Source organism: Saccharopolyspora spinosa NRRL 18395 (genome assembly GCF_000194155.1).
Classification (GTDB): Bacteria; Actinomycetota; Actinomycetes; order Mycobacteriales; family Pseudonocardiaceae; genus Saccharopolyspora; species Saccharopolyspora spinosa.
On the sequence record NZ_GL877878.1, the window covers coordinates 14,136 to 27,451 of the forward strand.

Sequence of the window (13,316 nt, forward strand, 5' to 3'; positions counted from 1 at the left end):
CGTTCGGGGTGTTTGTGAATACTTTCACGAACTGCCGCGATGTCAAGAGTTCGATCTCGTGTGGTGAGGGAACTCACCTGAAAGATCGACAGGGCTTGACCAGGGGTTTCCGTGCGTCATCGATCGCAGATGGGGGTCGCGAGTCGACAACTACGTTCATCCGTTACGAGAAGGTTATACAGCGACGCGGAGAGCATCCGGGACGGAGAAAAACTCGATCGCCGAACGCTGCCCCAGGCAGTCACCGTCGACCTGCAGGCGCAACGGCTCCGTACAGGTTACGCGGAGATGGCCTACGTCCGCACGCTGAATTGAGTTTCTAGGGTGTGGTTTCCCTCTACCGCGTAGCATCGCCGCTACATGTTGTAACACAGGGTAAGCATGCATATTGTGCAATGCGAAAACCCCGAGACCAGTGTCGAAGCTGGTGTCGGGGCTCATGCGCACTGGACGTGACCCGAGATACGTCCACGGATCGGTGTTCGAAACGAACACGCTGTGTAGTTGATGGATCGGTTCTTCGTGACCGATTTGCAAGCTGATCAACGGGGCCTGGCGCGCCATGCGGAAGTAGCAGCTTAACGCGGTGCGCGCGTACAGGGCGGGGGTCACGTGCTGGCTGCGGGAGCGTTGCCGCTCGACCTCGGCGACGACCTCGGCGTCCCAACCGACGCCGGCGTTGAAGGTGAACCACCGGTCGTCGGCCTTGCCGAGCCCGACCATCCGCCCGCTGTCGTCCGCCACCGCGCGCAGCAGCCGGTGGGTGGCCTCGACAGGGTCCCTGGGCAGACCGAGCGCGCGGGCGAACACGTTCGCGGAGCCGCCGGGCACCACGCCCAACGTCGGCATCACCCGATCGCCGAGGTCGGCGGCCGAGAACATGCCGTTGACCACCTCGTTCACCGTGCCGTCGCCGCCGTGCGCGATCACCAAGTCAACGCCGTCCTCGACGGCCGCTCGCGCGGTGTCGGAGGCGTGGCCCCGGTACTGCGTTTCGACGACGTCCAGCTTCAGCTCGCTGGCCAGCGCGTGGGCGATGACATCCCGGCCAGCCGCAGTGGTGGACGTCGCCTGCGGGTTGACAACGAGTACGGCGCGCACAACCGAAGCCTAGGCGAGGCCCGTGCGGGCCGACGCACCGTCCGGTGTTCGGCGTCGCGCCGCGGTTCAGATCTCCAGGTGATCCCCCTTCCGCAGCGGGCCGCACGCGGACCGGCCGGCGCGCCGGGCTGCGGTGGGGTCGGCTGGCTGAGACACCAGGAACGGGTGCGCCGCGCCGTTGACTGCCACCAAGATCCGGCGGAACCCGGATGCGCAACCCCGGAGCGCATCCGACCGTCTTCCGCCGGTACCTGCCCGGCCGACGGCGGATCGCGAGGACACCCCGATATCCCCGACCGCCGCTCCAGCCATGAGTCGATCATTGCGCGTGACAGTGGCGGCAGCCATGCGGCGTTCGGGCGGTATTACCATCGGAGGCGCATACGCAGAGTCACCGATTTTGATCCGGGAAAGGCGACCGTGACCGTGCCGACCGAAGTCGTCCCGCGCACCATCCGCATCGCGGGTGTCCTGACCACCCTGCAGGCGGTGGCCGGGCTGATCTTCGTCGTGGCGCTGCTCGTCCGCAGCACCGCCCCCGACCTCGGGGGAGCGGGGCAGTTCGAGCGCGGCCAGATGTACGGCGAGGCCGGGTACTACACGCTGCTGGCAGGAGGTGTGCTGGCCGCGGGCATCGGCCTGTGGAAGGGCAAGCACTGGGCGCGCACACCCGCCCTGCTGATGCAGCTGCTGCTGCTGGGCACCGCCTGGTACGCGTTCGGGCCGTCCTCGCAGCCGGTGATCGCATTGGTGATCGCGGTGCCGGCGATCGCGGTGGTGTGGTTCCTGTTCAACCGGGAGGGGCGGGCCTGGTCCTTCTCGTCGAGCACCGCGCCCGACGCCGATCGCGACGAATGAGCGGGCGCGTCAGGCGCTGAAGTTGCGCAGCGCGTCGCCGGTGAGGCGGTACGCGGTCCACTCGTCCATCGGGATCGCGCCGACCGCCTTGTAGAAGTTGATCGAAGGCTCGTTCCAGTTCAGCACGGACCACTCCAGCCGGGCGTAGCCGCGCTGGACGCACTCCTGCGCCAGGGTCTGCAGCAGCGCCTTGCCGAGACCGGAGCCGCGGTGCTCGGGGCGGACGTAGAGGTCCTCCAGGTAGATGCCGTGCACGCCTTCCCAGGTGGAGAAGTTCAGGAACCACAGGGAAAGGCCCGCGACCGCACCGTCCACTTCGGCCACGTGGCCGAACAGCGCCGGCGTCGGGGCGAACAGCGCGTCCCGCAGCTGCTGCTCGGTCAGGTGGCACAGCTCCGGCGCCTTCTCGTAGCGCGCGAGTTCGTGCACCAGCTCGACCATTGCGCGTACGTCGGCTCGGGTCGCCCGGCGGATCATCGATACCTCCACATGAGTTGCGTCGCCCCAGGATATTCGGGGGCGCGCACCAGCCGGCGCAACGGATTACCCGGTCAGCCCTGCTGCCAGGGCGGGATGTTCGACCGCTCCACCGTCGGAACGCCGCGCTCGTGGCCGAGCACCGTGATCCCGGCGGGATCCAGCGCGAAGTGCACCCCTGAAGTGGCAGGCAGCCCCAGCCAGCGCGCGATCAGGCAGCGGCTGAAGTGGCCGTGCCCCACCAGGACCACGTCGTAACCGGCGCGCGTGATGCGAGTCAGCAGCTTGTCGGCGCGCGCGGTGACGTCCGCCGCCGTTTCCCCGCCCGGGCAGGGGTGCGTCCACACCGTCCAGTCGGGCACCTGCTCGCGGATCTGCTGGGTGGTCAGGCCTTCGTAGTCGCCGTAATCCCACTCGGCGAGCAGCGGTTCGGTGACCACATCGGCCAGCCCGGCCAACGTCGCCGTGCGCTGGGCGCGCTGCCGGGGGCTCGCGAACACTACGGCCGGCCCGGCCGGGCGCAACGCGGAAAGCGTCTCCCCGGCCTGCCGCGCCCGCAGCTCGCCCTCGACCGTCAGCGGGATGTCGGAACGACTGGTGTGCTGACCGGTCTGGGACCACTCGGTCGTGCCGTGCCGGAGGACGTAAACGCGGTGCTCATCCTGTGCCACGGCTCCGAGCGTAACCGCGCTGAGCGGGGCCTACCGCTCCAGCGCCGTGGCCACCAGCGCGGGACCTGCCTTCTCGGGCGAGCCGGTGTCGAACGGCGGCTGCGGGTCGTACTCCAGCATCAGCTGGATCATCTTCGCGGTGTCCTCGCCCCAGAGTTCGGCGGCCAGCGACAGCGCCATGTCGATGCCCGCGGACACCCCGGCGCCGGTCACGACCTTTCCGTCGAAGACGACCCGCTCGGTTGCGACTTCGGCGCCCAACTCGGCCAGCGCCTCGCGCGTCGTCCAGTGCGTCGTCGCGCGCTTCCCGGCCAGGGCACCGGACTTCGCCAGCAGCAGGGAACCGGTGCACACCGAGGTCGTCCACGTCGTGCTCGGGTGCACCGCGGCGAGCCACGAGACCAGTGCCTCGTCGTCCAGCGCCGCGCGCCAGGCGGGGCTGCCGGGGACGACCACGACGTCGGGCCGGTCGAGTTCGGCGAAGGTCGTCGTCGGCTGGATCGGCAGCCCGGAGTTGCAACGCACGGTGCTGAGGTCCCCCGCGACGAAGTGCGGGGTGACGTCCGGATGCCCGGCCAGGGTCTCGTACGGGCCGATCAGGTCGAGAGCGGTGAACTTGTCGTAGAGCGCGAAAGCGATGTCCACAGTGGATCTCCTTCATCCTGCGGTGCGGAAGCGGTCTCGGTAGGCGCTCGGCGGGACGCCGAGCTGGCGGAGGAACGCCCGCCGCATGGTCTCGGCGCTGCCGAACCCGCAGCGCCTGGCGACGCCGCCCTGACCGGTTTCGAGCATCGCGCGGGCGGCTTCGACGCGCGCCCGCTCGACGTACCGGCCAGGGCTGGTGCCGACCTCCTTGGTGAACAGGCGGGTGAAGTGGCGCGGGCTCCTCGCCAGCCGCGCGGCCATCGCCGGGATGCTGTAGTTGTCCGCCGGGCGCGCCGTGATGTCGCCGAGCAGCTCGCGGAGCGCGCGGTCGGTGACCGCTGGCGCCGAGTTCCACACGCTGAACTGCGATTGCCCGCCCTGGCGTTGCAGGAACACGACCAGGTACTTCGCCAGCTTGCGGGCCAGCTCGGCGCCGTGGTCGTCCTCGACGAGTGCCAGCGCGAGGTCGACGCCGGCGGTCACCCCGGCCGCCGTCACGAGCGGTTCGTCGCGTACGTAGATCGCGTCCGGTTCGACCGTCACAGTCGGGTAGGACACCGCAAGCTCGTCGCACATCGACCAGTGCGTGGTGGCCCGGCGTCCGTCGAGCAGCCCGGCCTCGGCCAGCAGGAACGCGCCGGAGCACACCGAGGTGGTGCGTTCGGCGCGCCCGGCCAACCGGCGGATCTGGCCTATCAGCGCGGCGTCGAACTTCGCGTCGCGGAATCCCCGACCGCCGGCGACGACGAGCGTGCCGATCTCGTCGACCTCTTCGAGGGCCGTGTCGGCGCCGAGCCGGACCCGCGACGACGTCCGCACGTCGCGTCCGCCCGGCGAGGCCAGGCGCACCCGGTAGCCGCCGCCGAGGACCTGCGCCGCGCCGTCGAAGACTTCCAGCGGCCCGGCGGCGTCCAGGAGCTGGATGCCGTCGTAGACCGCGATGACCACTTCGTGCCTGACCACGTGGTCGAGCCTGGCCGCTTTCGCGGGTGTCCTCAAGGACTAGCGCCCCACCGATCAGGACAACCTGTGACGACCGGGAGCGATCCCCGATCCGGCAGCGAATTCGTCGACGTCGTCGGCCCAGTTGCGAAGCGTGCGGCCGGGTTTGGGGGCGGAGGCACCGAAGCCGGGGTGGCCCACCGAGATCAACCGAACTCCCAGCGACGGCGGCGGTGCCGAACCCGAGCTGTCGGCTCGTCGGCGGACGGCGTTGCGGTCCTGCTGTGCGGCGCTCAGCCCTGCTTGGTCTCCCAGAAAGGCCGAGGTAGCCGGGCCACTTGATCGCCTTTGCGAGGCGGGGGTTAGGGGTTCGATTCCCCTCGTCTCCACCGTAAAAGACCAGGTTAAAGTGCCTGGTCTTTTTGCGTGATCATGTACGGGCCACATTCGGGGCCGCCTTTGCGAGGCGGGGGTTAGGGGTTCGATTCCCCTCGTCTCCACCGTAAAAGACCAGGTTAAAGTGCCTGGTCTTTTTGCGTGATCATGTACGGGCCACATTCGGGGCACATACCGCCGCATCCATCCGGTCGGCAATCTCGTTCAACCGGTCTGGGAATAGGTGCCCGTACTGGTCAAGCGTCATCGTCGCCGACTTGTGGCCCAACATCTGCTGGACGATCTTCACGTCCGCCCCAGAGGCGATTGCCAGTGACGCGGCTGTGTGGCGCAGCTCGTGAGGGTGGAACCCGACTGGACCGACTTCGGCAACCGCGCGATTGAACACGGCTCGCCGGAAGTTCCGAACCCGAAGCACGCCGCCTTGCGGCGCAGTGAACACCAGACCTTCAGCGACCTTGTCCACCAGGTGCTTGCCCAGCAGTTCGGCAACGAACCTCGGCAGCGGGACCGACCGACGCTCGTGATTCTTCGGAGTGCCCCAGACCAGCCGTCCACTGACCTCCGTCACCGATTCGGCGACCAGGACGCGACGCCGGTCGAGGTCGACGCGGTGAACGCGAAGTGCGGCCATTTCACCCCAGCGCAGACCGGTGTAGGCCAGGAACAAGACGACCAGACCGTCCATGTCGCAGGCGTCGGCGAGGTCAGCGACCTGCCGGTGAGAGAGGTACCGGTGTTCTGGCGCTACGACGCGCGGGAGGTTGACACCCTCCGCCGGGTTCTTCGCCAGCCGATCATTCCGCACGCCCCAAGCCAAGATCAGCGAGAGCACCCGGTGAACCTTGGCGACCGAAGCGGGCGATAGCGCACGACTCAGTTCGCCCACCCACGACTGCACAGCCGCATGCGTGATGTCTGAAAGCCGAAACTTCCCCCACGTCGGCAGGATATGGGTTCGGACGATGCCGGCCGAACGGTTCAGGGTTGTCGGCTTCACGTGCGCCTGAGCGTCAAGCCACTTCGTCGCCCATTCCTCCACCATGATCTTGCCCGCGTCGGGTGCGATGTAGGTGCCGGAGAGCAGGCCGTGCTCGATGGTCGTGGCGTACTGCTCGGCATCTACCTTGCGGCGGAAGCTCTTCTTGCGCTGCCTACCGTCAGGATCACGCCAGCGGACCAACCACCGCGCGCCGATCCCGTAGCGGTCGGTGCGTTCGGGCTTGCCGTCTGGGCCGGTCCGGTGCCACCGGTCGTCGATGTCAGCCATGCTGACCTCCGTCGATCTCCTTTCGCGCGTCGTATTCGATTCGTTGCGCGTACTGGTGGCGTTCGGACATGGCTTCGGCGAGCTCGCGTTGTGCCGCGTTTCCCCAGCCAATCCCGGTGAAAGTCCAGTCGTTGACGATCCGCACATCGTCGGTGTCGTCGATGCCCAGCGCCGCGAGGTGTTCGGCGCGCTGGTGTTCCGCGCGCACTCCCCGTAGCGCGGTGAAGGTGGTGGAGTAGTACTTGGATTTGGTCAGGAAGTGACCGCCGAAGCCGAGCATGTGCGCCCACCGCCGCAAGCCCAGCCGCCACGCGGTGCGGATCATCCGACGGTGATGCTCGGAGACGTTCAGCTCATCGATTTGGGCTTCGCTGCGGATCCGGGTGTCGGTGCCCTCGGTTGCCCCGGTGCCCTTGGTCGAGTACTTCGCGATGTAGCCCGCCACCCGCTGATCGACCACCACATCCGCCGCATCGTCCGACGCTGACTCGGCAATGGGGTCGATCTGGACCTGACGGCCCCACGTGACCACGGTGGCCGGGTAGGTGTCGGTGGCCTCCACTTCCACCGAGGTCTTCCACACGGCCACCCGAATGAACTCATCCAGCATCTGGGCGGTGACCCCGTCCGGGGCTGGGCTGCCGGGGCCGTCCGGGCCGTCGAGGCGGATCACAGCGTGGAAGTGCACCAGGCCGCGCCGCTGATACTCGGCCACCTTGGAATACGACAGCCGGAAGGTATGCGCAATGTCCTTGGACTTGATCCCCAGTGATGCGGCGACCAGCCGGGCGAGGTAGATGCGGAACCGGTGCCACAGCTGCCCGGCGTGGGCGTTCCAGAGCACCGCACCCGCGTAGTCGTAGGAGTCTGGGTCCACAGCGGACCCGATCCGGGTATCGGCCTGGTGGTGCACCTCTCCGCAGGTGCAGCGACGCACGCGGCCCCGAGTCGTCGTCGCGCGGGTGTGCACCGCCCCAAACGATGGCCCGGTCAGGGTCACGAACAGCCGCAGATGCCTTGCCGCCTCGTCGGGGACACCCTTGCCGCCGGACAGGCCCGCCTTGACGAGCTGGTAGGCGTCCCCGGCATACCGGGCAGCGCACGACGGGCACACCGACTCACGACGGTTGTTGCACGCCACCGCGATCTGCCCGGAATGCTCCTTGACCGGGGTGCCGTCCGACCGCTGCGCCGACCACGAACCGGCCAGCCACACCGGCCGCAGACATCCCCGCACGGAGCGGACCGTCTCCCGGAACTTGGCGAACCCCGACGCCTTGATCGTGTACTTGAGTAGCTCGTCAGCCGTAGGCAGCGCGGATACCAATGCGGCGGTCGTCACGCGGCCACCTCCGGCCGGTGCAGGTGCACGGCCCAGTTGACGCACGTGCAGATCACCGGCGTGCCCAACTCCCCGGTGTAGGAGCCGTCCGTGTCGATCATCACTAGCGACCCGTCGCATTCCGGGCAGAACCCCGAACGGCCCTCACCCCGCCGAGCCAGACGCTGCACGCACGGCAGCGAACGCGGGATCGTGTAGCGGAACGTGCCGGTGAACTCCAGCACCTGGCCCAGTTCCACCAGCACGTTCCACTTCCACGCGCTCAGGTCGATCACGTCTTCGACGATGTCCTGCACGAATTCCGGCAGGTCTCGGAACGCCGACTCGGCGTAGGTCCGGCCCATCTCCGGGTTGGGGTCGGTGAACCGGAACGAGGTCATCGACTCGATCTCCGCGCGGGAAAACACCGGCTGCACGGTGGGGGCGTTGGGTACAGCAGTCACGACTACCTCCGGGAGACCTCTCCAGAGTCACGCAAGCTGACTATTCAGCTTTCCAACGTGTCTAAGCATACTCTAGATTTGAATAAGCAAGAAGGCAAGTAGGTCGCGCAAGATGACCACTTGCTTAAGCAGGTACGCTCCCGGCATGCAGCCAATCGACCTAGACGATCCCCGGAGCCCGTACATCAAGATCGCGGCGAGCATCCGGGCAGCGATCCTGTCCGGCGAGCTCGAACCAGAAGCCCAGTTGCCGACAGGGGATGAGCTAGCCAAGTTCTTCGGAGTAACCCGAGCGACGATCGGGTCTGCAATCCGTACGCTGCGCGACGAGGGCTTCGTGCAAAGCCGCCCCGGAGGTGGCGTGTACGTCACCGGACAGGCGAGCTTGCCTGTGCCAGCCGGGCAGGTGCATCCACTCACCGGACTAGGGGCTTTCCTGCACGAGGCAGGTCACCTGAAGAACCTGCCCCGTTCTGGCTGGCTACTTCTCGGCATCCGGCAGCCTGAAAGCGTCGCTGAACACTCATTTCGCGTTGGCCTTGTTGGCATGGCCCTCGCTGCGATGGAAGGTGCCGACCCCGGCCGAACCGCTGCCCTCTGCCTCATGCATGACGTGCACGAGGCCCGCATTGGTGACGTGCCTTCAGTCGGCCGGGCCTACGTCACCACGGCCGTTCCGCAGGCCGTTACGGCCCACCAAACAGCCGGAATGCCCGACGAGCTGGCCACGGTGTTCCAGGAGATGACCGCCGAATACGAGGAAACGGAAACCCTGGAATCGAAAGTTGCACACGATGCCGACAAGATCGAAACCCTGCTCCAAGCAACGGAGTACGCCACCCAGGGATACGGAAGCGAGCCCTGGCAGGACACCTCGATCCAGGCATTGCGGACCGAATCCGCGAAGCAGCTCGCGCAGGCCATCACCACATCGGATGCGCGAGGCTGGTGGATGAACTTCGCATCGAGCTACCACGAACTCAGGGCCACCACCCGAGCCCGGCAAGGACTCAAGCCCTGAGTCGTGGCGTACGTGTTCAGACTTTCTCTACTGGATCAAGGGCGGCCCCTGCGGGGCCGCCTGCCTGCTGTATGCAAGCCATGACGAGGCCGCCGACCTTGCTGTATGCGAGCCCGGTCAAGCCGCCGATGGCCGGCCGGGCGTGCGGCTCGCTGCGCTCACCGGCCCCTTGATCGCCTTTGCAAGGCGGGGCTTAGGACTCTTTGAGTCGTTTCCACTCCGCGAGGACACGGGCGCTTACGCTCTTCATGGTCGACGCGCTCGCTGCGCCAGTGACCCGCTCTACAAGCGTCTGAGCCACGTCACGCATGTCGGTACCGGTGTCGTGCGACATCCCGGCAAGAAACTCGAGTGCGTCGTGGTCATCGAGTCCGAAGGCCAGCTTCAGCATGCCCTTGGCCTGCTCGATCGCCGGATGGCCCTGAAGTGCCGCGTCGAGGTTGCCGAGGCTGTCGCACGCCCTAGAGCTTCCCCACGGCTGCTGGTCGGAGATGTCGCGAGTTTGCATAGGACCCCACCCGACCTTCCCTGACGTCCAGTATGTCACTGTCTGTGCAAACTGGGCCCGGCAAAACGCAGCGGGCGCTGGGATTGGGGTTGGCGGATCCCGCGACCACGCACCGGACATCGGCCGGGGACATCGGCCGGGCAATGTGGTCATCACCGCGCGCTCCGCGAAAGCCTCCGGGGCTGGGGCCTCGCAGGTGACGTGCCTCTTGCGAACACGTGTTCCCATTATGAGCGGCGCGTACCCCGAACGCACGTGACGGGTCCTGCGGCCAGGCCGAGCAGCGTCCAGGTCTTACCGCAGAGTTCGGCCGGACCAGGGTGAACAGTCCCCATTGGACAGTTCCAGGCCGTGAACAGGCCGTCGGGCCGCCGTCAGGCGGTCGAAGCAGGCCGAAAGACGAAAAAAGACACCGACCAACGAAGAGGTGTTTTCGCTGGTCGGTGTCTTGGTCAAGCTTGTGACCTCAGCCCTGCTTGGTCTCCCAGAAAATCTTGTCGACCTCGGCGATGTAGTCGAGCAGCTGCTGACCGGACTTGGCCTCCATAGAACCCTTGGTCCCGGCCGCGCCCGCGGCCTTGGTGGCCTTGTTGATCAGCTCGTGCAGCTGCGGGTACTTCTCGAAGTGCGGCGGCTTGAAGTAGTCGGTCCACAGCACCCACAGGTGGTGCTTGACCAACTCGGAGCGCTGCTCGGCGATCAGAATCGCGCGAGTGCGGAACTCCGGGTCCTCATTGGCCGCGTACTTCTCCTGGATCGCCTTGATGGACTCAGCTTCGATCCGCGCCTGCGCCGGGTCGTACACGCCGCACGGCAGGTCGCAGTGCGCGGTCGCCTCTAGGCGGGGGCTGAGGATTCGCGACAGGAGTCGCATGATTCCTCCCTGACAGTGAGTGCTCCGACAGGCCCGACCCTACTCTTGAAGATCCTCGACGTCCTACTGGAGGTGGCTGTGAAATCCCTCGGGCGCTGGCCCTGGCGGCGGTTGCTGGTGCGCGGGCCGTCTATGGTTCCCACCCTGCGGGATCGCGACGTGGTGCTGCTGCGGCTTCGGGGTTCCGCCCGGCCGGGGAACGTCGTGCTGGTGCGTTGGGCCCAGCGCCCGGGGCAGTTGTCGGTGAAGCGCGCGCTGCGCCGCGAGGGCGATGGCTGGTACGTCGAGGGCGACAACAACTTCGGCTCGACGGACTCGCGGGAGCTCGGCCCGGCCGAGGTGCTCGGCATTATCCGGTGGCGCCTCTGGCCGAAGCCGGGCCGCTTGCGGTGACCGTTCAGCCGGGGCTGCGCAGGCCTTCGTAGTGGGCGAGGCATGTTTCGTAGTCCGGAAGCAGGCCGTTGTCGGCGGCTTCCGCGAGGCTCGGGGCGGTCCGGTCCTTTTCGGACAGGACCGGTTCACCGTCGAGGTCGGACCACGGCAACGCGAGTTCCGGGTCGAACGGGTCGATGCCGTGCTCGGCGCCCGGGGTGTAGGGCGTCGAGCAGAGGTAGGTCATCACGGTGTCGTCGGTCAGCGCGGCGAACGCGTGCCCGAGTCCTTCGGCTAGGTAGACGGCCCGGTACTCGGTGTCGTCGAGCCGGACCGCCTCCCAGCGGCCGAAGGTCGGGGAACCGACCCGGATGTCGATGACCACGTCGAGCAGCGCGCCCTGCGGGCAGTACACGTACTTCGCTTGGCCCGGCGGCACGTCCGAGAAGTGCACGCCGCGGATGACGTTGCGCGCCGAGACGCTGTGGTTGGTCTGCGCGACTCGCAGCGGGTGCCCCGTGGCGTCGATGAACGCCGCCTCCTGGAACGGGGCCACGAACAGGCCCCGGTGGTCGGGGAAGGCCTTCGGGGTGAACTCGTATGCACCCGTGATGTCAAGTCGACGTACCTGCACGGCCGAAAGCCTATGAGGTTGGTTGGAATGCGGTTCGGTGGGGCGGAGTTGATATGGGTCATGCGAGCCATTGATCGCCATATTCAAAACGGACGTACGTACTGCGAAATGGGGCACTGAAACCGGGTGCACGTACTGCCGCAATCCCGATCCAAAAAGGACGCGCGTACTGCCAAGTGGGATTGACAAATTGTTGAACCTGCTGGTGAGGTTGTGTGATCCCGGTCGCTGACAGTGATCTCGCGGCCTGGCACACTGTTTGAACCGCAGCGTCCGCCGAGCCGCTGTCCGACCAGGGCGGCAGGCCTCGGTCATTTCAGGACGTTCGCCTGTCCAGCACGCAAGGGCAGGCGACGTCGCACGGGTGGCGAAGTGCCACCCGGTCCGCCCGGCCTGGAATGCGTCCGGGCCGCAGGCATGGCTACAGGAGGGACGCCGTGACCACCGTGAACGACAGCACCGCGAGCGGAGTCGGTGCCGAATTGACCAACGAGGAGATCTTCGCGGCGCACGAGGGCGGCAAGCTCGCCGTCGGAGTGACCGCGCCGCTGGATTCCGCGCGGGATCTGTCGATCGCTTACACCCCGGGCGTGGCGCAGGTCAGCCGCGCAATCGCCAGCGACCCGGCGCTGGCCGACCGCTACACCTGGACGCAACGGCTGGTGGCCGTGGTCAGCGACGGCACGGCGGTGCTCGGCCTGGGCGACATCGGGCCGCGGGCCTCGCTGCCGGTGATGGAGGGCAAGTCGGCGCTGTTCAAGACCTTCGCCGGCCTCGACTCGATCCCGCTGGTGCTGGACACCACCGACGTCGACGAGATCGTGGAGACCCTGGTCCGGCTGCGCCCGTCGTTCGGCGCGGTCAACCTGGAGGACATCTCCGCGCCGCGCTGCTTCGAGCTGGAGCGCCGGGTCGCCGAGGCGCTGGACTGCCCGGTCATGCACGACGACCAGCACGGCACCGCAGTGGTCGTGCTGGCCGCGCTGCGCAACGCCGCCAAGGTCGTCGACCGGGAGCTGGGATCGCTGCGAGTGGTGATCTCCGGCGCGGGCGCGGCCGGCGTGGCCTGCGCGAAGATCCTGCACACCGCCGGTGTCGGGGACATCATCGTGCTCGACTCGCGCGGGGTGGTCCACTCCGCGCGGGACGGCCTGACGCCGATCAAGCAGGAACTGGCCGAGTTCACCAACCCGCGCGGCATCACCGGCGGGCCCGCGGAGGCGCTGCGCGGCGCCGACGTGGTGATCGGGGTCTCGGTCGGGCAGCTCGCGGAGGAATTCGTGGCGACGATGTCCGACGACGCCATCGTGTTCGCGCTCTCCAACCCGGACCCGGAGATCCACCCGGACGTCGCCCGGCGGCACGCCAAGGTGGTCGCCACCGGCCGCAGCGACTTCCCGAACCAGATCAACAACGTGCTGGCGTTCCCCGGCATCTTCAAGGGAGCGCTGGACGTCGGGGCTCGCGAGATCACCGACGGCATGAAGGTCGCGGCGGCCGAGGCGATCGCGGCGGTCGCCGCCGACGACCTCAGCGCGGACCACATCGTGCCCAGCCCGCTGGACCCGCGGGTGGCGCCGGAGGTCAGCGCGGCGGTCGCGAAGGCGGCGCGAGCCGACGGCGTCGCAACCGCATGAGCCGTCGAGGCTGTCGTTCCGGGGCGGAACAGCGGTAGGTTCGGCTTGCAGTGGCGGGGCCGGGGGAGCCGGGCAGCGGCTCCCCCGGCCCCGCCGCATCGGCGGCCGACAACCGAATTTCGTCG

General features: G+C 67.6%; 15 protein-coding genes and 2 tRNA genes. 6 read left to right on the top strand and 11 right to left on the bottom strand.

The genetic code is table 11. The annotated features are described in order from the left end of the window. Nucleotides 1–174: 174 nt before the first annotated feature. The gene (locus SSPN_RS0100090; RefSeq protein ID WP_010304785.1) at nt 175–1,101 is read right to left on the bottom strand and encodes a diacylglycerol/lipid kinase family protein; all 927 of its coding nucleotides are present in this window, start codon (nt 1,099–1,101) and stop codon (nt 175–177) included. Nucleotides 1,102–1,521: 420 nt separating this feature from the next. On the opposite strand from SSPN_RS0100090, the gene SSPN_RS0100100 reads away from it, so the two are divergent. Beyond that, the gene (locus tag SSPN_RS0100100; protein ID WP_010304789.1) at nt 1,522–1,959 is read left to right on the top strand and encodes a hypothetical protein; all 438 of its coding nucleotides are present in this window, start codon (nt 1,522–1,524) and stop codon (nt 1,957–1,959) included. A gap of 9 nt (nt 1,960–1,968) precedes the next feature. On the opposite strand, the gene SSPN_RS0100105 is transcribed toward SSPN_RS0100100, so the two are convergent. From SSPN_RS0100105 to SSPN_RS0100120, 4 genes are all read right to left on the bottom strand, one after another. After that, nucleotides 1,969–2,436, bottom strand: coding sequence for a GNAT family N-acetyltransferase (locus SSPN_RS0100105; protein WP_010304791.1), 468 nt, complete (start codon nt 2,434–2,436; stop codon nt 1,969–1,971). 74 nt (nt 2,437–2,510) lie between these two features. After that, nucleotides 2,511–3,107: a histidine phosphatase family protein gene (locus tag SSPN_RS0100110; RefSeq protein WP_010304793.1), complete on the bottom strand. Its 597-nt coding sequence runs from the start codon at nt 3,105–3,107 to the stop codon at nt 2,511–2,513. Between the two features lie 30 nt (nt 3,108–3,137). Then, complete coding sequence (locus SSPN_RS0100115; RefSeq protein WP_010304794.1) at nt 3,138–3,752, bottom strand: DJ-1/PfpI family protein; 615 nt, start codon at nt 3,750–3,752, stop codon at nt 3,138–3,140. A gap of 12 nt (nt 3,753–3,764) precedes the next feature. Continuing rightward, nucleotides 3,765–4,715 (bottom strand): GlxA family transcriptional regulator, encoded by a 951-nt coding sequence (locus SSPN_RS0100120; protein ID WP_010304796.1) that lies wholly within the window; start codon nt 4,713–4,715, stop codon nt 3,765–3,767. Nucleotides 4,716–5,019: 304 nt separating this feature from the next. Between SSPN_RS0100120 and SSPN_RS54150 the strand changes: the two genes are divergently transcribed. Further along, nucleotides 5,020–5,083, top strand: a tRNA-OTHER gene (locus SSPN_RS54150). A 45-nt stretch (nt 5,084–5,128) separates the two neighbouring features. Further along, nucleotides 5,129–5,194: transfer RNA gene (locus tag SSPN_RS54155), tRNA-OTHER, on the top strand. Between the two features lie 41 nt (nt 5,195–5,235). On the opposite strand, the gene SSPN_RS0100125 is transcribed toward SSPN_RS54155, so the two are convergent. From SSPN_RS0100125 to SSPN_RS0100135, 3 genes are read right to left on the bottom strand one after another with little or no spacing between them, the layout of a single operon-like run. Continuing rightward, entirely contained in the window at nt 5,236–6,360 is a 1,125-nt protein-coding gene (locus SSPN_RS0100125) for a tyrosine-type recombinase/integrase (RefSeq protein WP_010304798.1), read from the bottom strand. After that, nucleotides 6,353–7,702, bottom strand: coding sequence for a replication initiator (locus SSPN_RS0100130; protein WP_010304801.1), 1,350 nt, complete (start codon nt 7,700–7,702; stop codon nt 6,353–6,355). Before SSPN_RS0100130 ends, SSPN_RS0100125 begins: the two co-directional genes overlap by 8 nt. After that, nucleotides 7,699–8,145: a hypothetical protein gene (locus SSPN_RS0100135; protein WP_010304804.1), complete on the bottom strand. Its 447-nt coding sequence runs from the start codon at nt 8,143–8,145 to the stop codon at nt 7,699–7,701. Before SSPN_RS0100135 ends, SSPN_RS0100130 begins: the two co-directional genes overlap by 4 nt. A 145-nt stretch (nt 8,146–8,290) precedes the next feature. Between SSPN_RS0100135 and SSPN_RS41845 the strand changes: the two genes are divergently transcribed. After that, the gene (locus tag SSPN_RS41845) at nt 8,291–9,166 is read left to right on the top strand and encodes an HD domain-containing protein (protein ID WP_158309516.1); all 876 of its coding nucleotides are present in this window, start codon (nt 8,291–8,293) and stop codon (nt 9,164–9,166) included. A gap of 193 nt (nt 9,167–9,359) precedes the next feature. On the opposite strand, the gene SSPN_RS56325 is transcribed toward SSPN_RS41845, so the two are convergent. Then, nucleotides 9,360–9,674: an ANTAR domain-containing protein gene (locus tag SSPN_RS56325; protein ID WP_010304812.1), complete on the bottom strand. Its 315-nt coding sequence runs from the start codon at nt 9,672–9,674 to the stop codon at nt 9,360–9,362. 466 nt (nt 9,675–10,140) lie between these two features. Next, nucleotides 10,141–10,548, bottom strand: coding sequence for a superoxide dismutase, Ni (sodN, locus tag SSPN_RS0100150; RefSeq protein WP_010304815.1), 408 nt, complete (start codon nt 10,546–10,548; stop codon nt 10,141–10,143). 78 nt (nt 10,549–10,626) lie between these two features. Here sodN and SSPN_RS0100155 point away from each other — a divergent pair, with 78 nt between their 5' ends. Then, entirely contained in the window at nt 10,627–10,941 is a 315-nt protein-coding gene (locus tag SSPN_RS0100155; protein WP_085982082.1) for a S24/S26 family peptidase, read from the top strand. A 4-nt stretch (nt 10,942–10,945) separates the two neighbouring features. Here SSPN_RS0100155 and SSPN_RS0100160 read toward each other — a convergent pair whose 3' ends face one another. Then, nucleotides 10,946–11,554: a dTDP-4-dehydrorhamnose 3,5-epimerase family protein gene (locus tag SSPN_RS0100160; RefSeq protein ID WP_010304825.1), complete on the bottom strand. Its 609-nt coding sequence runs from the start codon at nt 11,552–11,554 to the stop codon at nt 10,946–10,948. Between the two features lie 437 nt (nt 11,555–11,991). On the opposite strand from SSPN_RS0100160, the gene SSPN_RS0100165 reads away from it, so the two are divergent. After that, on the top strand, nt 11,992–13,191 hold the full coding sequence (locus SSPN_RS0100165; RefSeq protein ID WP_010304827.1) for an NAD(P)-dependent malic enzyme: 1,200 nt from the start codon (nt 11,992–11,994) through the stop codon (nt 13,189–13,191). Nucleotides 13,192–13,316 lie beyond the last annotated feature (125 nt).

Bases quoted from the DNA above. Each gene is read 5' to 3' on its own strand.
- SSPN_RS0100105 (WP_010304791.1), bottom strand. From the start codon at position 2,436: ATGATCCGCCGGGCGACCCGAGCCGACGTACGCGCAATGGTCGAGCTG.
- SSPN_RS0100125 (WP_010304798.1), bottom strand. From the start codon at position 6,360: ATGGCTGACATCGACGACCGGTGGCACCGGACCGGCCCAGACGGCAAG.
- SSPN_RS41845 (WP_158309516.1), top strand. From the start codon at position 8,291: ATGCAGCCAATCGACCTAGACGATCCCCGGAGCCCGTACATCAAGATC.
- SSPN_RS56325 (WP_010304812.1), bottom strand. From the start codon at position 9,674: ATGCAAACTCGCGACATCTCCGACCAGCAGCCGTGGGGAAGCTCTAGG.
- sodN (WP_010304815.1), bottom strand. From the start codon at position 10,548: ATGCGACTCCTGTCGCGAATCCTCAGCCCCCGCCTAGAGGCGACCGCG.